We start from the raw sequence: 20483 nt of genomic DNA, 5'->3' as shown, positions 1-20483 counted from the left end.
TTAGAAAAAATAATGCCTCATTAGCAGTATGATTTTTGGTAATCAGTACGCTCCGTTACTTTATTGCCAGTGAATCGCGGATACTGATAAAGAGGACGGGGTAATGTGGGAAAGCTACCTAACGGGGTTAGTGGTGTGTGGCGGCATCATCATGGCGATTGGGGCGCAGAACGCTTACGTGCTGGGGCTGGCCGTTCGCCGCGAATACCACTGGTGGTCGGCGGGGCTGTGCATGAGTGCGGATGTCGTGCTACTGACGGCCGGCATGTTTGGTGCCAGCGCATTTTTGCTCACCATGCCGAGCGCCATGGAAGCCATGCGCTGGGTGGGCGTGCTGTTCTTGAGTTGGCTGGCGGCACAAGCGCTATGGCGTGCAGTCAGCGGCCGTGAAGGCTTGAAAGTCAACGGCGTCAAAGCCCGCAGCCTGCGCAGTGTGCTGCTGGCGACACTAGCGGTGACGGTGCTCAACCCGCAGGTCTACCTCGATACGCTGCTGCTGATTCCCGCTATTGGTGCCCAGCAGGAGAGTGCTGGCGTGTTCGTCGCGGGGGCGTCGACAGCGTCGATTCTCTGGTTCAGCCTGTTGGCCTGGGGCGGGGCGGCGCTATCGCCATGGCTCTCCCGTCCCGGCGCATGGCGCACCATCGATGGGCTGATCGGCCTGATGATGGCGGCCATCGCAGTGCACCTTGCGTTCGACTCGGTACTGTTTTAAGCAACGTGTTTAAGCAACGTGCAAGAAACGCATCCTCCGGCTACGCCTGATCGAAGTAGCGCTGGACGATGGTCAGCACTTGTTCGATATCGTCGTCGCTAATGTCTCGATGCACGACCATGCGCGTAGCGTAAAGAAGTTCTATCAGCACGCCATTCGCCTTGAGCCACTTAGCCAACGGCGCGACATGCGCTGGGTCGATGCGCACGAATACCATATTGGTGGCCTGGGAGGTCACCTCGATGGCGGAAAAGGCTGCCAAACCTTCGGCCAAGCGTGCCGCACGACGGTGGTCGTGAGCCAAATCTGCCACGTGGTGATCCAGGGCGTGCTGGCAGGCGGCGGCGATGAGGCCTGCTTGGCGCATACCGCCACCCACGACCTTTCGCCAACGTCGAGCCCGGTCGATCAATGCCTGAGAGCCCACCAGTGCCGAGCCCATGGGCGTGCCTAACCCCTTCGAGAAGCATAGCGACACGCTGTCGAAAGGCTGACAAAGCTGTTTGAGAGAGGTGTCCGTGGCCACGGCGGCATTGAATAGCCGGGCACCGTCTAGGTGGGTAGCCAGGCCGTGTTCTCGGGCCAGCGCGGTGGCCTGCTGCACGTACTCGGCAGGCAGTACCTTGCCACCTATGGTGTTCTCCAGCGCCAAGAGCCGAGTACGGGCAAAGTGGAAGTCATCGGCCTTGACGGCGGCGGCGATTTTGTCGAGGGGCAGGCTGCCGTCTGGGGCGTTTTCGATCGGCTGGGGTTGAATGCTGCCCAATACCGCGGCACCGCCCCCTTCGTAGCGATAGGTGTGGGCGTTCTGGCCGACGATGTACTCATCACCCCGCTCGCAGTGGGCCATCAAAGCCACCAGGTTGCTCTGGGTGCCGCTGGGGAACAGCAGCGCCGCTTCTTTACCCGCACGCTCGGCCAGCGTGGCTTGAAAGGCGTTCACCGTCGGGTCGTCGCCCCATACGTCGTCGCCCAGCGGGGCCGCCATCATGGCGTCTCGCATGGCGGCGGTAGGGCGTGTCACCGTATCGCTTCTTAAATCAATCTTCATGGAACGACTCCTGGTTGAGGCAGAGACAGGGCACGCTGCCAATCATCCACTATGGTTAATGGGTGCGACACCCAACGTTTATCTGCCCGGTCTGACCGTATGGCAATCCAGCATAGGCAATAAGATGGATCTTAAAAGTGGTTATCCGTTCTGGACGGTAAAAAATGGATTATTGACCCCTTTTCCGCAGCTTAACCAGGATTTGCAAGCGGAAACAGTGATTATTGGCGGCGGTATTACCGGTGCTTTGATCGCCGACGAGCTAAGCCGCCACGGCCATCGCGTCGTGGTGCTCGAGAGGCGTGATGTAGGATGGGGAAGCTCTGCGGCCAGTACCGCGCTACTGCAGTATGAAATCGACACCCATATGGTGCATTTGGCCGAGCAGTACGGTGAGGCCAATGCCGTGATGGCCTATCGAAGCTGCGCCGAGGCGATTGTCTCGCTAGAGCGCTTGGCTGCCGAGCTGGGTAATGTCGCTTTCAGTCGCCAGAAGAGCCTCTACTTCGCGAACCAAGAAGCGGATGTCGACGCGTTGAAGGCTGAGCTTGCGATGCGCAAGCGCTTCGGCTTCGATGTCGCTTGGCTGGAACAGCGTGCGATTGAGGCTGACTACGGCTTTTCAGCGCCAGGGGCGATCCTGTCCTCGTTGGCCGCCCGTATCGACCCATACCGCATGGCATATCACTTACTGGAAAACGTCGTCCGTCGGGGCAGCCAAGTGTTCGATCGCACCCAGGTGGAGCAGCTGATAACTGATGACGACGGCGTCAACGTTCGGCTTCGTAATGGGGCTACGCTGCGTTGCCAACAGGTCATTATCGCTTCTGGGTACGAAAGCCAAACGTGGTTGCCAGCGCCAGTGGCTGCCAATCGTAGTAGCTATGCGTTTGTGACCGACCCCTTGCCTCGCGAGGTATTGGGCAAGCTGGGACACACGTTGGTGTGGGAGTCCGCACGACCGTATCTCTACCTGCGTTCCACGCAAGAAGGGCGGTTATTGATCGGCGGAGAGGATGACGATGAAGACATTGCCGAGCGTCGGGACGCACGGGTGATGGAAAAAGCGCGAACGCTGGCGGCCAAGGTAGAAGCACTGTGGCCTGACCTTGAGATCAATCCGACGTTTTGCTGGGGTGGCACGTTCGCGGAAACCGACGACGGTTTGCCCTATTTCGGGCCTCACGAGGCGCTAGGTCCTCGAGTGCATTTCGCCATGGCCTACGGCGGTAACGGCATCACGTATAGCATGATAGGTGCCCAACTGCTGCGTGCACTGATCGAAGGTCGCGAGCACCCCCTTGGGGCGTTGTTCTCCTTTCAGCGAGAGCCTTCGATGGCGTCAACGCGCCGTTAATAAAACGCTACACTACGAGGGCTAACACACCCAGTTGCGTCAATCCTGTCGTTAAAATGACTGACCTGCCACATTGCCCGTGTGATGGCATTGTCTCGTTTGATGAATTAAGAGAGTGTCGACCATGAGTCCCGCTTTGTTCCTTCGTGCCCTGGAGCGCAATGATTTGCGCTTCGTCCATGAACTCAATAACAACCAGAGCATCATGTCGTACTGGTTCGAGGAGCCTTACGAATCTTTCGATGAACTCGAAGAGCTGTACAACAAGCATATACACGACAACGCCGAACGGCGTTTCGTAGCCGAAGACAGCGCCGGTAACGCGATTGGTTTGGTGGAACTGATCGAAATCGACTACATCCACCGCAGCGCCGAGTTTCAGATCATCATTACCCCAGAGCACCAGGGCAAAGGGTTCGCACGCTCACTGATTCGCCAAGCGCTGCACTACTCCTTCACGATTTTGAATCTGCACAAGGTCTACTTGATCGTAGCGGTACAGAACGTCAAAGCGATCCATCTCTACGAGGAGAGCGGGTTCATCGAAGAGGGCCACTTGGTACAGGAATTCTTCATCAACGGCCAATACCGTGACGTCAAACGTATGTATATCCTGCAGGAGACGTATCTGGCGCAGTTGGATCAGCAGCCCATTGAAGAGGGCGGTTGGGAGTCATGACACCCCACGTCTTGGTCGTTTGCCAAAGGCGCTGACCAAGACGTAGTCAGTGCCTTACTGCTGGCGCATATAGGCAGCGAGGGCGTCGAACGCGGCGCGTTGCTGCTGCGCGCGTTTTGCCCAGACTTCCATGACGTCGACTTCCATGGCCGCATTATGAGTAATGGCATCCTTCATGGCGAACACTCCTGGTGCAGAGGTAGAGGAATCGTTTTTGTTATACGCAGCTTGCTTTGTGCAGTGCAGTAAGATAGCTGTGATATGAATACTAGGCGCTTTTGCAGAGCGTTTCTAGTCCAAAAGATGTAAGTGATTTGCCATGTCGCGTAAGAAATAGCTTACAAAAAGGGGCGTCAATACGAAGATGCTTGTTAGATCATTGAATGGAAAAGGTTTTCATAATATAAAAAAGCCGACACGCTGTGTCGGCTTTGCAGGTTATCTTTTCGTCTAAGTAGGCAAATACAGGCGCATAAGCGCTGGCTATCCGTAAAAATCGGCGATGGCATCGTTGGCGGCGCGCAGCCAATACGCCTGACATTGCCAAAACGCTAGCACCTCATCGCTCACGGGTGTGATGACGCTCGAGTTGGTCATCGCAGGGTCCTCCTATAGGGCACCCTTTTCAGTGTAGACCCATTTATGCTGCGACGCAGCATGGTGTGCTACTCTCTGACTGCCCGGCAAAACTCATCGTCTCGGTCTAGGCTTGGTGGTGGACGTGCCATTTCCCCCGCGAAAGGAGTCGCAAATGAGCGCAAACGTTGCTGAGATCATCGTCGAAACCCTGCAAAGCGCCGGCGCCAAGCGCTGCTATGGTGTGGTGGGCGATACGTTGAACCACTTTACGGACGCCCTACGGCAAAGTGACATCCAGTGGGTGGGCGTTCGCCACGAGGAAGTCGGTGGTTTTGCCGCCGGTGGCGAAGCCTATATGACACAGGAGCTAGCGCTCTGCGCAGGCTCCTGTGGCCCTGGTAGCCTGCACTTCGTGAACGGTTTGTTCGATGCGCATCGCAATGGTTCACCTGTCGTGCTTATCGCCTAGCAAATCGCGCTAGGCGAAACGGGCAGTCAGTTCCCGCAGGAAGTCGATCAAAGCGCTATTTTCAAGCAGTACAGCGTGTTTTGCGAAACCGTCGTCTCCGCCGAGCAGGCGCGGCGCATGGCCGCGTTAGCCGCCCAAGCGGCGCTTGCCAGAGGTGGCGTTGCGGTCCTTATCGTGCCAGGTGATGTGATGATACAAACCCCGGAGAATCAGCTGGGCTATCGCACGCACCGGTTTAGCTACTCGGTACGCCCGACGGCAGAGACGCTAGTGCCCGCCGTCGAGCAGCTCAATAAAGGCGGCAACATCACTATTTTTGCAGGCGCTGGCTGCGACGATGCACGGGAGCAGGTGATCGCGCTTGCCGAAAAGCTGCAAGCACCGATTGCCTGGACATCCCGGGCAAAAGATTTCATGGAGCACGACAATCCCTATCACGTGGGAATGACGGGCGTTTATGGACTTGAAGGCGGCTACCATGCAGTGGCCGAGTGCGACACGCTGCTGCTACTCGGCTGTAATTTCGCGTTCACTCAGTTCTATCCGGAGCGCGCTACGATCATTCAGGTAGATCGAGATCCCGCACAAATTGGCAAGCGCTATCCGGTGGACGTGGGCATCGTCGGCAGTACGCGGGATACTTGCGAGGCGCTCGTTCAAGTCGTGAAGGAAAATACGCGCAGTCACTGGCTAGAGAAGTGCCGCAAGCGCTACGCCAAGTCGTTGGAAAAGTCTGCCCATGGAAGTCATGATAGCCAAGTGATCCACCCACAAGAGCTGACGTTGGCGATTGACCGTCACGCGGCAGAGAACGCACTGTTTACGGCAGACACTGGCAGTGTCAACGTATGGATGCTGCGCCATATTCACGCCTCCCAGCAGCGCCGCACCCTCGCGAGCTTGCAGCATGGCACCATGGCCAATGCGTATCCTCAGGCATTGGGTATTCAGCTCGCGCATCCCCACCGCCAAGTCATTGCCATGTGCGGGGATGGCGGGTTAACCATGCTGATGGGGGATTTATTGACCCTGGTACAGCAGCAAATTCCGCTAAAAATCGTGGTGTATAACAACAGTTCCTTGAGCTTTGTGGAGTTAGAACAAAAAGTAGAGGGAATGCTCGATGCCTACACCGAGCTCGAAAACCCCAACTTTGGCGAGGTTGCCGCTGCCATGGGATTATGGGGCCGCCGAGTCGAGCAAGAAGACGAGCTGGACGTCGCGATTAGCCAGTGGCTCGCCCAGCCGGGGCCTGCCTTGTTGGATGTGGTGGTGAATCCCATGGAGCTGGTGATGCCCCCCAAGGTCGAGGCCGGGCAGGTAGCCTCGACCGCCCTCTACTCCGCTAAAGCCGTGTTGAGCGGGCGCATGGATGAGGTCGTTCACTTAGTCAAAAGCAACTTCTTGAAACGCTAGTGGGTTATCGCATGCTATGTTGGCAGTGGCGCATGACACACTGACAATATCAAGAGCAATGCTATGACGCTAACGCCAGCTATTCATCACTATGACCGTTGGGTGAGTACCCCCAACGGTCGTTTATTTACGCGCACTTGGGAACCAGATCGAATACGATCAGAGGTTCCTATCCTACTGTTTCACGACTCTCTCGGGTGCGTGGATTTGTGGCGCAACTTCCCCGAAGCATTATGCGCAGCAACGCGGCAACGGGTCATTGCCTATGACCGGCTCGGCTTTGGCCGCTCCGATGCATCTTCAACACCATTGCCGCTCAGTTTTATCGACGATGAAGCGAGGGGCAACTTTGCGGCCATCTGTCATGCGCTACAGGTGACTCGCTTTATTGCGTTAGGCCATAGCGTGGGTGGCTGTATGGCCGTGCACTGCGCCGGATATTATTTTTCGCAGTGCCAGGGGCTCGTCACTATCGCCGCCCAAGCGTTCAATGAAAATCGCACGCGACAAGGGATCGAAGAGGCAAAAGCGACGTTTCAGACGCCGGAACAGTTCGCTAAGCTGGTCAAGTACCACGGCAACAAAGCCCGTTGGGTGTTCGATGCCTGGACGGATACTTGGCTAAGCCCCGAATTTGCGGCGTGGTCCCTCACTCCTGCGCTTGAACGTGTGCGGTGCCCTACGCTCGTGCTGCATGGCGAGAAGGATGAATACGGCTCTCACCGTCAGCCTGAACGCATTGCCCGCTACACCCAAGGCCCCGCCCACTGCGAAATGTTGCCCGGCATCGGTCATGTGCCACACCGGGAGGCCGAAGCCGTCGTGGTGGAGTTCATCCGTCAGTTTATTTTTCGCCTTGACGATTGACGACCCGATACCAAGCCCATGTAGGCACCACGTGAGACGTTCTATGCGTTTAAGAGTCTTATCCGATCTTCATTTAGAGCATTTTGATGGTCACCGCGAGCTGCCCCCTGCCGACGCGGATGTGGTGGTGCTGGCAGGGGATATTCATCGAAGAGCAGAAGGGCTGGCGTGGGCACGCCAGCAGTTTCCCGACCTGCCGATTCTCTACGTGCCGGGCAACCATGAGTTCTACGGCACCTGCATGCCGCTGCTGCGCCAAGAGCTAGCGCTAGAAGCTGCTCGGTATGATATTGAGCTGCTAGATAATCGCAGCGTGACCATTGGCGAAGTACGCTTTTACGGCACGACGCTCTGGACAGATTTTGCGCTCTATGCCGACGACCCCACCCGCAATCCATTAGAGACCGAAGCGAAAGCACTGCGCTACATGCCCGATTTTCGCATCATTACCACGGCTCCCGGCCAAGTGTTCACTCCCCAAGCCAGCCAAGACATGCACCGTGAGGCGCTGGAGTGGTTGAGTCGCGAGCTTCAACAACCTTTCGATGGCCCCCGCGTCGTGGTGAGCCATCATGCCCCACTGCACGGTTGCATTCCCGAACAGTATATAGGCGACGCGCTCTCGCCCGCCTTTGCCTCCCACCTACCGCAACTGATGGGCAAGATGGACTTGTGGATTCACGGCCACGTTCACGAACCGGTGGATACACGACACAGCGGCACCCGCATTATCGCCAACCCGGGCGGTTATCCAGAGGAGTTTTCGCCGCCGCTGTTTCGACCTGATTGGGTGGTCACGGTAGGTGAATAAGGGCTGAAATGACGCGCTGCTCTATAACCTAGCTACACTCCTACCTGTGACGATAACAGTTGCTCATACAACTACAGGGAGTGATAGGCGATGGAATTTTTAGTTAGAGTACTTTTTCACTAACAGCCCACAAGAGGGCGCTGCCCAGCGGTTGTCAGCGGTGAACACCACGTCGCACACCACTGGCGAGTAGTAGCGGCGTACTTCTTCATCGATGCGCTGACGCAGCGCGTCTTGGTTTGCCAGTGTCGCCTCTGGGAGGTCTTTGGGGAGTACCACGTGGACGATGACGTAAAGCAGGCGGCCGGGGCGCACCATACGCACGCGCACCTCCAGGGTGTCGATATCGGCAAGGCCACGGGCTACGGCTTGGCGCACCGGTTCGGCGACGGCTTCTTCCGGAGTTTTGTTGAGCAGCTCTCTGAGCGCTTGCGATGCCATGCGCACGGGGACCCCCAGGCAGAGAACGACGACCGCAATGACCAAGACCGAATCGATGTAGGGAAGAACAGCCCGCCAGCCGAGACGATCAAATAGCATCACTAGGCAAAAAGCCACCAGTACGGCCCCTGAAATCACGCTATTGACCAGCCAGTTGAGTTTGTCGGCGGCCACCAAGGGGCTATTCACATGACGTTGACTACGCTGCATGACCCAGGCAGTGAGCGAGCAAGCGGCGGTCGCGAACAGCGCATAAATCACCGCAAGCCCTGCGGAAATTTCTCGCCCACCGGTAAGCAGTGCGGCCACGGCATCCACCAGTGCGAATATCGATACCCCCAAAATCAGCAAACCTTTGCATAAATTAACCAGCGACTCGAAGTAGCTGTAGCCGAACGGGTACGACTCGCTATCCGGACGGCTGGCGAGTTTGCTGACCTTGATGGTCACCAGCGCTACGCTAAAGTAGATAAGGTTGAACAGGCCGTCCAACAGAATGGCTTGAGAATTCGAGGCCAGCGTGGCGATGATGCCCGCACAGCCGATCAAGAGGGCCATGAAGGCGGAAAAAGCCAGGGTCGAGGCTTCTGTTTTCATGAACTGATGGCTCCCATGCCTACCTAATCAAGAGGCTGGCAAGCATAGCAACAGGATGGCAGGCAATGTCAGCGATTTCTTGCGGAATTGCCCGTACGCCCCCAAGGAAGGTGATACTCATGCAACATGCCCATGACGTGGCCTTTGATCTGCTCACCCCAGAAGATGCAATCGACTTGCTGCATTTCGAGCTAGCCGAGCGCGACTGGTTCGAGCAGCACATCGAAGCGCGTCCAGAGCGCTTTTACACGCCGCAAGGCGTGGCTCAGCACATCGTCGAGTGTCTGGCGCTCCATGCTCAGCGGCGGATGAGCCCCTTGATCGTCCGCTGGCGCGGCAGAATCGTGGGCCGTGCAAACCTGCGTGATATCGACAACGGCCAAGCCCGCGTCGGGTATCGCATTGCGCAAGCGGCTTGCGGTCAGGGGCTTGCCCATAAAGCGCTCCACCGCCTGATCGAGGATGCCCGCTGCCTGTATGGCATCACCCGCCTGGAGGCCATCGTGGCGGAGGAGAACGCGGCCTCCAGGCGGGTGCTGGAGAAGGCGGGTTTCCGTGCGGAACAGCGTTTGACGGCTTACTCGACCGTATTGGGCAGCCCTCGGGATTGCCAGGTGTTTTGCCGCCGTTGGTGAAGCGTGTGTCTCACCTTACCCCTTTATCCACACCTCCTCCCCCTGGAAGCGTACCTGCCAGGTACGCAGCCTGATGGTGTCATCTTCCACGCACAGGCCATCCTCCAGGCGAAAGTGCTGTTTATACAGCGGGGAGGCCACGACGGGCTTGCCCTGCAGGTCGCCGACGATACCTCGGGCGATGACATAGGCGCCTGAGAAGGGGTCGCGGTGGTCCAGGGCATAGAGTTCGTGCCCGTGGCCGGGTACGTAGAAGAGCGCCACCTGGGCGGGGCCTTCCGGCGTGTCCAGCCAGGCGGCCACGCCTGAAAAAGCGACCAGGTCGGCCCTGGTGCACAAGGGCTGCCAGGTATTCGCGCTGGCAGTGGTGCTTATATCAGTGCTGGTGTCTGTACTCGGCATGGTGTCTGGACTCGGCATGGTGTCTGGACTCGACATTGTGTGCTGTGCAGTCGCGGTCATGGCGATTCTCGTGGCGGATGGGCGAAGTTATACGGGGCGCAGCTGGCCACGCTCGGAAGTCATGATGATCGACGGGTCGGGACGCTGGTCGTTGACGAAACTGCGGAAGCGCTTGAGCTTTTCCGGGTCGCTGATGGCGTTGGCCCACTCGCACTGGTAGCTATCCACCACGTGCTGCATCTGGCGCTCCAGCTCAGCACCGATGCCGAGGCTGTCTTCCAGAATCACGTCTTTCAGATAGTCCAGCCCGCCCTCCAGGTTTTCACGCCATACCGAAGTGCGCTGCAAACGGTCGGCCGTGCGGACGTAGAACATCAGCAAGCGGTCGATGGTGCGGTAGAGCTGTTCGTCATCCAGGTCCGTGGCGAAGAGTTCCGCGTGGCGTGGGCGCATGCCGCCGTTGCCGCACACGTAGAGGTTCCAGCCGTTTTCGGTGGCGATGATACCGATGTCCTTGCTTTGGGCTTCCGCACACTCCCGGGTGCAGCCGGAGACGCCGAACTTGATCTTGTGCGGCGCGCGCAGGCCCTTGTAGCGGTTCTCCAGCTGAATCGCCATGCCGACGCTGTCCTGAACGCCGTAGCGGCACCAGGTGCTGCCCACGCAAGACTTCACGGTGCGCAGGGATTTGCCGTATGCGTGGCCGGTCTCGAACCCTGCTTCGATCAGTTCACCCCAGATGGCGGGCAGGTCCTCCAGGCGGGCGCCGAACAGGTCGATACGCTGGCCGCCGGTGATTTTGGTGTAGAGCTGATATTTCTGGGCCACTTGACCCAATACCACCAGCTTGTCAGGCGTGATTTCCCCGCCCGCAATGCGTGGCACCACCGAGTAGGTGCCGTTTTTCTGCATATTGGCCATGAAGGTGTCGTTGGTGTCCTGCAGCGGCACGTGGGCGGCATCGGTGATCGGTTCGTTGAAGCAGGACGCGAGGATCGACGCCACGGCGGGTTTGCATATGTCGCAGCCCAACCCGTGGGTATCGGCGTTACCGTGCCTTGCCATCAGCTCGCTGAACGTCTTGATGCCTTCCACGCGCACGAGGTCGTAAAGCTCCTGGCGCGTGTGGGCGAAGTGTTCGCAGATCGAGGTGTCTACCTCGACACCGCGGGCGGTCAGCTCGTGGTCCACGACACTTTTCAGCAGGGAAGTGCAGCCGCCACAGCCCGTGCTGGCCTTGGTGGCCCCTTTCACGCTGGCCAGGTCGCTGGAACCCTCGTCGATGGCGCTGCAAATACGGCCTTTGGTGACGTTATGGCAAGAGCAGATCATCGCCGTTTCCGGCAGCGCATCCGGGCCAAGTACCGGGGCAGCGCCGCTTTGCTGAGGAAGAATCAGCGCAGCGGGCTCTTTGGGCAGCGGGATGCCGTTGGCGTAATACTGCAGCAGGGTGTCGTACACGCTGTTATCGCCTACCAGCATCGCCCCCAGCAGCTTCTTGCCATCGCTGCTGACCACCAGCTTGCGGTAGACCTGGGTGAGGGGGTCCAGGTAGCGGAACATGCGGGCTCCCGGGTTCTGGGTGCCGTGGGCATCGCCGATAGAGCCGACATCCACACCCAGCAGCTTGAGCTTGGTGCTCATGTCGGCGCCACCAAAGCAGGCGTCGCCGCCTGTCAGCGTCGAGACCGCCGTTTTGGCCATTTGGTAGCCCGGCGCCACGAGGCCAAAAATACTCTGGTTCCACAGCGCCACCTCACCAACGGCGAGTATGTTGGGATCGCTGGTGCGGCACTGGTCATCGATCACCACGCCGCCGCGCTCCCCGATACGCAGGCCGCACTCACGGGCCAGCGTATCCTGGGGGCGAATACCGGCCGAGAAGACGATGAGGTCGGTTTCCAGCACCTTGTCATCCTGAAACACCATGCGCAGGCGGCTGGTGTCGCCGGGCTCGATGCGCTGCGTGGCCCGTTCGGTGAGTACCTGAACCCCCAGTGCCTCGATTTTTTCACGCAGCAGCTCGCCGCCTTCGCTATCGACCTGCATGGGCATCAGGCGGGGCGCAAACTCCACCACGGCGGTGTCCAGATTCAGGCCGCGCAGTGCGTTGGCGGCCTCCAGGCCCAGCAGGCCGCCGCCCACCACTACGCCATTGGTGGCGTCCTGGGCGGCGGCGCGAATGGCGTCCAGATCATCCAGGGTACGGTAGACCAGGCAGCCGGGCTGATCGTTGCCGGGAATGGGGGGAACGAAGGGAAACGAGCCGGTGGCCAGGATCAGCTGGTCATAAGGGTAGGCGCCCTGGGCGGTGCGCACCGTTTGCTGCTCGCGGTCGATGGCGGTGACGGCTTCGCCGCTGCGCAAGGTAATGCCATTAGTGGCGTAATAATCGGCATCGCACAGGGCGAGGGACTGCGCATCTCGGCCGCTGAAGTATTCGGAAAGGTGAACCCGGTCGTAGGCACGGTGGCGCTCTTCGCCAAAGATCGTCACCTCGAAAGTGGCCAGCGCACCGCTGTCGACGAGCTGCTCGACGACATGGTGACCGACCATGCCATTACCGACGATGATCAGTTTCTGTTGGGGATGTTGAGTAGACATGGCTAAGCCGCCTCGCGGTGTGAGAATGGGGAAGATGCGTGGGATGCCAGCACGGCCTGGGCATCGGCTGCGCCAAACAGCAGCAGATGGCGGCATGCAGTGAGGTCGGTGGCGGCCAGCGCCTGTTCGAAGTACCAGGGCCCGTGCCGGGTATCACCGTATAGAATGGCACCCTCCAGGCGTCCCTGATGCATCAGCAGGCGGCAGTAGTCGCCGTTTTCAGGGTCCAGGTAGTGCAGCGTGTCGTGGTGCGGTTCCGCCTCGGTGGGCCCGAACGCGTAGAGCTGCACGCCGCTGACCTTCAGCTTGGTGGCCGTGGGGGCTTCTGCATAATGGGCTGGCGTTTCGCCGCACAGTACGGCGGCCAAAACCTCGACCTGCCGCCAGATCGGTTCTACCAGGCCGTACGTGTGCTGTTCGAACTGGCAGCACTCGCCCAGCGCAAAGATGTGCGGGTCGGAAGTGGTCAAATGGCCATCGACGAGGATGGCCCGCTCGCAGGCGAGCCCCGCCTGCTGGCCGAGGGCGCTGTTGGGGCAAACCCCCGCTGCCATGATGACGTGATCGGCGGGCAACTGGCGTCCGTCGGCCAGCGTCACGGCACAGACCTGGCCCTGGCCGTCATCTTGCAGGCCGGTCAGCGTCACGCCGGTATGAAAGGTCATGTCTCGTTCCTGCAGGGTGGCTTCCAGCAATTTGGCGGCGGTGGTATCCAGTTGGCGGTTCATCAGCCGCTCACTGCGCTGCAACAGGCTGACACGCAGTGCCGGGCCGCCGCGCTTGCGCAGGCCGTCGGCGGCTTCCAGGCCCAGCAGGCCGCCGCCCACCACCACCACGTGGCCACCGCGCTGGGCAATGGCTTCCAGGGTGGCCACGTCCTCGAGGGTGCGAAAACCGTGCACGCCGCGCAGGGTGACCCCCGGCAGGTCGGGCATGGCCGAGCGGGAGCCGGTGGCTATCACCAGTCGGTCATAGGAGAGTGCATCGCCCGAGTGAGTGATGACCCGCTGACGTTGACGGTCGATCTGCGCAACGCGCTGGCCAAGGCGCAGGCTAACGCCTTGCCGGGCAAGGGCCTCTGGGTCTTGCAGGGTCAGGGCCTGCTGCTCCAGTTCACCGGCTAACCGAGGTGACAGCAGAATGCGGTTGTAGGCAGGCACCGGCTCCTCGCCGATCACGGTGATGCGTGCCGGGCGCGACGGGTGACGCAGCAGCGTTTCGACCAGTCGATGGCTGGCCATGCCGTTGCCAATGACCACCAGATGCGCGTTGGGTGTGCATCGAGAGACCGTTTCCATGGTGGCTCCTGTGAATAAAAAAACGCCCCTGACACGACCTTCACGAGGAAGGGTGTCAGGGGCGTCGTTGCCCATGGGCAGATTCAGTAACATGCCGCAACCGCCATTGGCTGCGCGATGTAAACTCGTATGACTAGCAGCAGCAAAAAATCGGCCAGCCGATGGCTGGAGAAGTATAGTTTTTTAAAATCAACTGTTTGAGGGCATCAAAAGAGACAGCAGTAGCCGTGGAGCGGGCCATGCCTGCACTGGTTTGGTGCCTCTTGGGGTGATCCTGCACCAGCGAAAGGCTCGCTGGCGTGTTGTGGAGGTGCAGTATGTGAGAGGCGGTTTCTTTAGGTTTATGTTTTTGCTGATATTTATGAGTTTTTTGGAATATAGGGCCAATACTTGCAGTACCCCAGGTAACAACCAACAACGGCTCATTGCAGCATATTTGCCCATAATCAGCACAATGACTAATCGCGTCGAATAACGCTAAACGCAGCAAACCACTGATGAGTACGGCACGTGACGTGCCCCTGTGACAACGGCGTCCAGGCAAGCCTCTTGAGAGAGGCTGGCTTGGGCGCTTTTTGCTTTTTAGCGCGGGAGGAAATGCCATGCCAACGACCGCTCAGGTCAACACCACCTGCCCCTACTGTGGCGTGGGCTGCGGAGTGACGGCTACTCTGGAAAACGGCTGCGTTGCGGCGGTAGAAGGGGATCGCGGGCATCCTGCCAACCATGGCCGGTTATGCGTCAAGGGCACGGCGCTGCATGAAACCCTGGGCCACCATGGTCGACTGCTGCGCCCTCGGGTCGATGGCCGTGAGGTGAGTTGGGAGCAAGCATTGACCGCCACGGCCGAGCGGCTGCAGGCCCAGCGCAGTGCCCATGGCAATGGCTGCGTGGCGGGCTACCTGTCAGGGCAGCTGCTGACCGAAGACTACTATGTCGCCAACAAGCTGTTCAAAGGCTTCCTCGGCACCCCGCATCTGGATACCAACTCACGGCTATGCATGGCGTCGGCCGTGGCGGCCTACAAGCGTGCCTTCGGGGCGGATGCCGTGCCCTGCCAGTATGAAGACCTGGAAGAGGCCGAGCTGGTGGTGCTGGTGGGCTCCAATCTGGCCTGGAATCACCCTGTGCTGTATCAGCGCCTGAAAGTCGCCAAGGAGCGTAATCCACTGATGCGCGTGGTGGTGGTGGACCCGCGAGTCACGGACACCTGTGATATCGCCGATCTGTATCTGGGCATCGCGCCAGGCAGCGACGCCTTTCTGTTCAACGGGCTGCTGGCCTGGATGGCGGCCCAGCAGAAGCTGGACGACGTCTATTTGCAGCGGCACACCGAAGGTGTCGAGCAGGCGCTGGCCGCTGCCCAGCAGAGCGCCGGTAGCCTGCAAGCGGTCGCGAAGGCCTGCGACGTCGATGAAGAGCGGCTGGAGACCTTCTACTACTGGTTTGCCAGCCAGCTGCATGTGGTCACTCTGTATTCTCAGGGCGTCAATCAATCCTCCAGTGGTACCGACAAGTGCAATGCGATCATCAATTGCCACCTGGCGGGCGGCAAGATTGGCCTGCCGGGGGCCGGGCCCTTTTCGATCACCGGCCAGCCCAATGCCATGGGCGGGCGCGAAGTGGGCGGGTTGGCGAACCAGCTGGCGGCGCATATGGATTACCACACGCCCGGGGCACGCCAGCGTGTCAGCCGCTTCTGGTCCACGGAGCACCTGTCAGCCTCGTTGCCTGACGGTCCGGGCCACAAGGCGGTGGAGCTGTTCGAGGCCATCGAGCGTGGCGAAGTCACGGCGCTGTGGGTCATGGCCACCAACCCGGCAGTGAGTCTGCCGAACGGTGAACAGGTGCGTCGCGCCCTGGCCAAGTGCCCGCTGGTCATCGTTTCGGAGTGTGTGGCCCATACCGACCTGCTGCCCTTTGCCGATATCGTGCTGCCCGCGTCGGGTTGGTCGGAAAAGGATGGCACGGTCACCAACTCCGAGCGGCGCATTTCCCGCCAGCGGGGAATGCTGCCTCCGCCGGGCGAGGCTCAACACGACTGGTGGATCATCTGCGAGGTGGCCAAACGGTTGGGGTTCGCAGAAGCGTTCGATTATGCCCACCCCTGGGAAATCTTCGATGAGCATGCGCGGCTTTCCGGCTATGAAAATAGCGGTGCCTCTGCGCGGCTGTTCGACATCTCAGGCCTGAGCGGCCTGGGCCAGGCGGCGTATGATGCGCTGGCCCCCATTCAGTGGCCGGTCACTCGGCAAGCGCCCCACGGCACGCCGCGGCTGTTCGTAGATGGCCAGTTTGCCACGCCCAACGGTCGTGCACGGCTGCTGCCGATCGATCCACGTTTGCCCCAGCAGGCGCTTTGCGAGCGTTACCCGCTGCGCCTCAACACCGGCCGCGTGCGCGACCAGTGGCACACCATGACCCGCACGGCCCGTGCGCCTCGCTTGATGAACCATCGCGCCGAACCCTTCATCGAGCTGCATCCCGAGGACGCCGCCGAGCATGGGCTCGAAGCGCAGTCGCTGGCTCAGTTGAGCGCGGCCACGGGGGAGTATCGGGGGCGTGTGCGCCTTGCCCACGGGCATCGCCGTGGGGAAGTGTTCGTGCCCATGCACTGGACCGACTGCTTTACGGGCCAGGGGCGCAGTGGCGCCTTGCTGCAAGGCATCACCGACCCGGTCTCGGGCCAGCCAGAATCCAAACAGGGCGCCGTGGCCCTGCGTCGGTTACCCATCGCCTGGCAGGCCACCTTGCTGGTGGCCCAGGCAGACGAGTCGCCCGCGTGGTGCGACAGCGATTATTGGGCGCGTATTCCCTTGCCAGGCTGTACGCGCTGGCAACTGGCGGGCTGCCAGCCGAGAGAGGATTGGCTGGTCACGCTCGCCCACTGGTGTGGAACCCCGGCCTCGCTATGGTGTGAAGACGCTGCAACCGGGCGCTTGCGAGCAGCCAGCGTGATCGATGGGCAGCTGCGCTGGTGGCTGATGGTCGGGCCGCCTGACGAGCTGCCAGGGCTTGCCTGGTTGGCTGAAAGATTTACCGATACCGCGCTCTCCAACGCTCAGCGGCGACGCCTGCTGGCCGGTTGTGACGATGGCGCAGCGGATGCTGGCCCGGTGGTGTGCAGCTGCCATCAGGTGGGGCAGGCCAGCATCGTCAAGGCTATTCATCAAGGGGATACCAGCCTCGAGGCGCTGGGCGCACGGCTGGCCTGCGGTACCCAGTGCGGGAGCTGTATCCCTGAATTAAACGCGTTACTCGAACAGGAGCGGCCACATGCGCACACTCGCCAAGCAACTGACCCAGAAATGGCCTGAGGCCCTCATGCGTTTTGGCCTGCGGGCCCTGGCGCCGCTGCAAGATGATGCTACAGCGAGCGTTCGCTTGCCGCTCAGCGGCGAGTGCCGGGCAGGTACGGTTTACCTGGTGGGCGCTGGCAGCGGAGACGTCGAGCTGTTGACGCTGAAGGCGGCGCGGTTATTGATGCAGGCCGATGCCGTGGTCTACGATCGTCTGGTCGGGGATGACGTGCTGGCGCTGATTCCCCCAGGCACCGAGCGCTACTACGTCGGGAAAGCCCGAGGTCACCACAGCGTGCCACAGGCCGACATCGGCCATTTGCTGGTGTCACTGGCTCAGGCGGGCAAGTCGGTGGTGCGCCTGAAAGGCGGTGACCCGAGCGTGTTCGGGCGCATGGGCGAAGAGCTGGCAGCGCTGGCGCAAGCCGCGTTACCGGCACACATCGTCCCGGGTATTACCGCCGCGTCGGCGGCCGCGGCGGGAATGGGAATTCCTTTGACCGACCGCAGCCATGCCCAGCAACTGCGCTTCATTACCGCGCAGCTGTGCCGAGAAGGCGGCACCCCTGACTGGGCAGCGCTGGCCCGACAGGATGAAACGCTGGTGTTCTATATGGGGTTATCCAAGGTGGAGGCCATTTGCCACAGCTTGCGCCAGGCAGGACTGCCAGACACCTGGCCCATCATGCTGGTCGCCAATGCCAGCCAGCCCGACCAGCAATCGCTGACCGGCACCCTGGCGAGCATGCCTGGCCAATTGAGGGACCGGCCGCTGCCATCGCCTTGCCTGATCATGGTCGGCAGCGTGGTCAGCATGGTGGCCCACAGCCCTGCGGCCCGGGGGGCGACGTTGGCGCGCTGACGCTTTCTCTTCAGCGCTTTCTCGTTGACGCTTTGGCTGGCGTTCACTGGGGGGAGCTGCAATCATGAGCCACGCTTATGAGGCAGGGAGCCACTCTTGAAACGCTGCACTCGACTCGTTTTCTATACCAGCTGCGTAGTAGCCGCTCTCTTCATGGTGGGCAGCGTGCTGTATCACATGCTCAGCCGTCACCCAAGCGGTTGCTGGAGCCCGTGTCGGTAGACATGGGCACGCAGGACGAGGCGTTCATGCGCCACGCCTCGGTGAATCGCTGGCGGCCCATGTTGGAAGCAGGCGTGGCGTTCTACGAGTACCAGCCAGCCATGTATCACGCCAAGCTGATCAGTGTCGACGATCGCTTTGCCAGCATCGGGTCGACCAACCTCGACAATCGCTTGTTCAGGATCAACCAGGAAGGCAATCTCAACGTCTACGATGAGGAATTTGCCCGGTATGTGCGCCTGTTGGTGGAAGAGGATCTGCAGCAGGCGGAGCGCTACGACCTCGAGCGCTGGGAGAATCGCCCCTGGCGTAAACGGGTGGCCGGGTGGCTCAGCATGTTGGTGGGGGCGCATCTTTAGCAGCCATTTCCAGCAGACATTTCCAGTAGCGATTGCCGCTCCAGGGAACCAACCTGCCGCTTGTCTGTCCAGAAGCGGACCAATGCTCGTTTGCAAGTCCGAAGAAATTTACATAGGTAAACGTATGAAAAAGCGACACGGTATCAAGGACAATGCCTTGAAAGCACAGCTGCGAACACCCATGTTCAAACTGCAGCAGCAAACGCCCAAGAAGGGCAAGGGCAGCTACTCGCGCAAAGGACGGGGAAGGTTGACTCGATCAACCGACAGAGGGCATCGCCAAGCCGCTTGACGCAGGCAGTTTGGCGATGCTTTCCCCAAGCATCACTGCACACGCTGACGCGTGATTGCAGACTCTCATCAGCTTCGCCGACCCAGGCCCCTTGGGGTGTCGGTCGGCTTTTTTAATTGACCACCTTCTCTGGTCAGAAAGCGACCGCTGATGCAGTGAAAGTGCCATTATGAGCGTTTCAGCCGCTTAGAGACGAATTGATCAGCGGTTCCTTAGATCTCGATCTCTTCAGCCCAGAAAGAGCCCCCCATAAACCAGTGCGCCGATGACAACGAAAGCGGGGTGGGTGTTGAATCGCACAAGCGCGATGGCCGCGACGATACCGATGATCAGGGTGTGAACGATGCCGCTACTGGCGGTGCTTTCCAGCAGGAAACTGAGCGTGAGCCACGCCATCATGATGGCAATGACCGGGCGTACCCACTGGCTCATGCGCTTGACCCTGGGCGATTCACGGTGGCGGTAGAGCAGCCCCAGTGCCCCGATCATCAGCAGCAGGGAAGGAACCACCGTCGCGGCCACGGCAACGGCGGCGCCTCCCAGGCCAGCGACTTCATAGCCGATATAGCCCGCCATCTTGGTGGCGATAGGGCTGGGAAGCGCGTTACCCAGGGCCAGGGTTTCGGCAAACCCCTGCGAACTCATCCAGCCGTAGCGGCCAACCACTTCTGCCTCGATGAGCGGGATGATGGCCGGCCCGCCACCGTAACCCACGATGTTGGGAATAAAGAACGCCAGAAACAGCTCCCAGTAGATCATGCGGCCTCCTTCGAGCGCGCTTGGCGGTTTGGCCGCAGCAGCGCTGCCAGCAGAATGGCGCCGATGACGAAGCCTGGGTGAACGCCAAGCCAGTAGATGACGCCACCCGCGACGACGGCCATGACAATACTGACCAGCCAGCCCAGCGCGGCGCGTGATTTATCGAAGAAATCCCAGGTGAGCTGGCCCATCATGACCATCACCACCGGGATCACGGCCTGCCCCATGCCCTGTATCCAGCCAATGTCGCGATAGCGACTGAAAGCACCCAGCATCACGACCATGGCGATCAGCATGGGCAACACCACTGCCAGCACGGAGAGCACGCACCCACTGATGCCCGCCACGCGGTAGCCAATGTAGCCTGGCATCTTGGTGGCGATGGGCCCCGGCAGGGTATTGCCAATCGCCAGCACATCGGCAAACTCCTCGTCGGTGAGCCACTGATGGCGTGTCACGACTTCTGCATGCACCAGCGGTATCATGGAGGGGCCACCGCCAAAGCCAAAAATGCCCACCCTGAAAAAAGCCCAGAAGAGCGCGGTTTGTTTCATGTGTCGAACGCCTGTGTAAACGTCTTCGAGGACGGCGTGGCAACGGCCGAAGCGGGGTCGAATGGCATGCGGATGACTCTTTGATCGTTTGTAGGTTAAAAAATCGATTATCTTGTCTAAAATAGAATATAGGTGAGCCTGTCGAGGGGCGTCAACACTTGGTCTCATCATCTCCGCCAACCGATGCAGAGAAAAACCTGCCTGAGGACTCGGTA

General features: G+C 60.1%; 21 protein-coding genes. 12 read left to right on the top strand and 9 right to left on the bottom strand.

Annotation, left to right across the window (positions count from 1 at the left end; genetic code table 11):
• Nucleotides 1-103: 103 nt before the first annotated feature.
• On the top strand, nt 104-715 hold the full coding sequence (locus RVM26_RS10885) for a LysE/ArgO family amino acid transporter (protein WP_054645171.1): 612 nt from the start codon (nt 104-106) through the stop codon (nt 713-715).
• A gap of 40 nt (nt 716-755) precedes the next feature.
• On the opposite strand, the gene ltaE is transcribed toward RVM26_RS10885, so the two are convergent.
• Complete coding sequence (ltaE, locus tag RVM26_RS10880; RefSeq protein ID WP_054641357.1) at nt 756-1766, bottom strand: low-specificity L-threonine aldolase; 1011 nt, start codon at nt 1764-1766, stop codon at nt 756-758.
• A gap of 124 nt (nt 1767-1890) precedes the next feature.
• On the opposite strand from ltaE, the gene RVM26_RS10875 reads away from it, so the two are divergent.
• Together RVM26_RS10875 and speG are read left to right on the top strand one after the other, a co-directional pair.
• Nucleotides 1891-3123 carry an NAD(P)/FAD-dependent oxidoreductase gene (locus RVM26_RS10875; RefSeq protein ID WP_498938595.1) on the top strand — a complete coding sequence of 411 codons (1233 nt, stop codon included), beginning with the start codon at nt 1891-1893 and terminating at the stop codon, nt 3121-3123.
• 124 nt (nt 3124-3247) lie between these two features.
• Nucleotides 3248-3802: a spermidine N1-acetyltransferase gene (gene speG / locus RVM26_RS10870; RefSeq protein WP_228169051.1), complete on the top strand. Its 555-nt coding sequence runs from the start codon at nt 3248-3250 to the stop codon at nt 3800-3802.
• Nucleotides 3803-3856: 54 nt separating this feature from the next.
• Here the strand turns inward: speG and RVM26_RS10865 are convergent, their stop codons facing one another.
• Nucleotides 3857-3979, bottom strand: a complete 123-nt coding sequence (locus tag RVM26_RS10865) for a hypothetical protein (RefSeq protein ID WP_255303821.1) — start codon at nt 3977-3979, stop codon at nt 3857-3859.
• 574 nt (nt 3980-4553) lie between these two features.
• Here RVM26_RS10865 and RVM26_RS10860 point away from each other — a divergent pair.
• The 4 genes from RVM26_RS10860 (at nt 4554) to RVM26_RS10845 (ending at nt 7944) form a co-directional block, all read left to right on the top strand.
• Nucleotides 4554-4850 carry a thiamine pyrophosphate-binding protein gene (locus tag RVM26_RS10860; RefSeq protein WP_288101585.1) on the top strand — a complete coding sequence of 99 codons (297 nt, stop codon included), beginning with the start codon at nt 4554-4556 and terminating at the stop codon, nt 4848-4850.
• A gap of 75 nt (nt 4851-4925) precedes the next feature.
• Nucleotides 4926-6266, top strand: coding sequence for a thiamine pyrophosphate-dependent enzyme (locus RVM26_RS10855; RefSeq protein ID WP_323133918.1), 1341 nt, complete (start codon nt 4926-4928; stop codon nt 6264-6266).
• Between the two features lie 63 nt (nt 6267-6329).
• On the top strand, nt 6330-7133 hold the full coding sequence (locus RVM26_RS10850; protein ID WP_139525221.1) for an alpha/beta fold hydrolase: 804 nt from the start codon (nt 6330-6332) through the stop codon (nt 7131-7133).
• Nucleotides 7134-7176: 43 nt separating this feature from the next.
• Nucleotides 7177-7944: a metallophosphoesterase family protein gene (locus tag RVM26_RS10845; protein ID WP_498938591.1), complete on the top strand. Its 768-nt coding sequence runs from the start codon at nt 7177-7179 to the stop codon at nt 7942-7944.
• Between the two features lie 99 nt (nt 7945-8043).
• Here the strand turns inward: RVM26_RS10845 and RVM26_RS10840 are convergent, their stop codons facing one another.
• Nucleotides 8044-8982, bottom strand: a complete 939-nt coding sequence (locus RVM26_RS10840; RefSeq protein WP_193460850.1) for a cation diffusion facilitator family transporter — start codon at nt 8980-8982, stop codon at nt 8044-8046.
• Between the two features lie 119 nt (nt 8983-9101).
• Here RVM26_RS10840 and RVM26_RS10835 point away from each other — a divergent pair, with 119 nt between their 5' ends.
• Nucleotides 9102-9617: a GNAT family N-acetyltransferase gene (locus RVM26_RS10835; protein WP_498938589.1), complete on the top strand. Its 516-nt coding sequence runs from the start codon at nt 9102-9104 to the stop codon at nt 9615-9617.
• Nucleotides 9618-9632: 15 nt separating this feature from the next.
• Here the strand turns inward: RVM26_RS10835 and nirD are convergent, their stop codons facing one another.
• The 4 genes from nirD to RVM26_RS10815 all read right to left on the bottom strand — a co-directional run bounded on the left by nirD (nt 9633) and on the right by RVM26_RS10815 (nt 14525).
• Nucleotides 9633-10019, bottom strand: a complete 387-nt coding sequence (gene nirD / locus RVM26_RS10830; RefSeq protein WP_287808639.1) for a nitrite reductase small subunit NirD — start codon at nt 10017-10019, stop codon at nt 9633-9635.
• Nucleotides 10020-10106: 87 nt separating this feature from the next.
• On the bottom strand, nt 10107-12623 hold the full coding sequence (nirB, locus tag RVM26_RS10825) for a nitrite reductase large subunit NirB family protein (protein WP_498938587.1): 2517 nt from the start codon (nt 12621-12623) through the stop codon (nt 10107-10109).
• Between the two features lie 2 nt (nt 12624-12625).
• On the bottom strand, nt 12626-13921 hold the full coding sequence (locus RVM26_RS10820; RefSeq protein WP_498938585.1) for an NAD(P)/FAD-dependent oxidoreductase: 1296 nt from the start codon (nt 13919-13921) through the stop codon (nt 12626-12628).
• A gap of 133 nt (nt 13922-14054) precedes the next feature.
• Nucleotides 14055-14525, bottom strand: coding sequence for a hypothetical protein (locus RVM26_RS10815; protein ID WP_498938583.1), 471 nt, complete (start codon nt 14523-14525; stop codon nt 14055-14057).
• Between RVM26_RS10815 and RVM26_RS10810 the strand changes: the two genes are divergently transcribed.
• The 4 genes from RVM26_RS10810 (at nt 14524) to arfA (ending at nt 18955) form a co-directional block, all read left to right on the top strand.
• Nucleotides 14524-17238 (top strand): nitrate reductase, encoded by a 2715-nt coding sequence (locus RVM26_RS10810; RefSeq protein ID WP_498938582.1) that lies wholly within the window; start codon nt 14524-14526, stop codon nt 17236-17238. The genes RVM26_RS10815 and RVM26_RS10810 overlap by 2 nt on opposite strands.
• Complete coding sequence (gene cobA, locus RVM26_RS10805) at nt 17198-18082, top strand: uroporphyrinogen-III C-methyltransferase (protein ID WP_193460846.1); 885 nt, start codon at nt 17198-17200, stop codon at nt 18080-18082. Before RVM26_RS10810 ends, cobA begins: the two co-directional genes overlap by 41 nt.
• Before the next feature lie 212 nt (nt 18083-18294).
• Entirely contained in the window at nt 18295-18663 is a 369-nt protein-coding gene (locus RVM26_RS10800) for a phospholipase D-like domain-containing protein (RefSeq protein WP_287808633.1), read from the top strand.
• A gap of 124 nt (nt 18664-18787) precedes the next feature.
• Nucleotides 18788-18955: an alternative ribosome rescue factor ArfA gene (gene arfA / locus RVM26_RS10795; protein WP_096922430.1), complete on the top strand. Its 168-nt coding sequence runs from the start codon at nt 18788-18790 to the stop codon at nt 18953-18955.
• A 228-nt stretch (nt 18956-19183) separates the two neighbouring features.
• Here the strand turns inward: arfA and RVM26_RS10790 are convergent, their stop codons facing one another.
• Together RVM26_RS10790 and RVM26_RS10785 are read right to left on the bottom strand one after the other, a co-directional pair.
• Nucleotides 19184-19714, bottom strand: coding sequence for a chromate transporter (locus RVM26_RS10790; RefSeq protein WP_039176834.1), 531 nt, complete (start codon nt 19712-19714; stop codon nt 19184-19186).
• The gene (locus tag RVM26_RS10785) at nt 19711-20268 is read right to left on the bottom strand and encodes a chromate transporter (protein WP_016914715.1); all 558 of its coding nucleotides are present in this window, start codon (nt 20266-20268) and stop codon (nt 19711-19713) included. The genes RVM26_RS10790 and RVM26_RS10785 overlap by 4 nt, the downstream gene beginning before the upstream one ends.
• Between the last annotated feature and the right edge of the window lie 215 nt (nt 20269-20483).

Source organism: Halomonas sp. KM072 (assembly GCF_050710315.1).
Taxonomy (GTDB): Bacteria; Pseudomonadota; Gammaproteobacteria; order Pseudomonadales; family Halomonadaceae; genus Vreelandella; species Vreelandella hamiltonii.
Note: the sequence above shows the minus strand (reverse complement) of the source record. Positions and strands in the feature narration are given on the sequence as shown.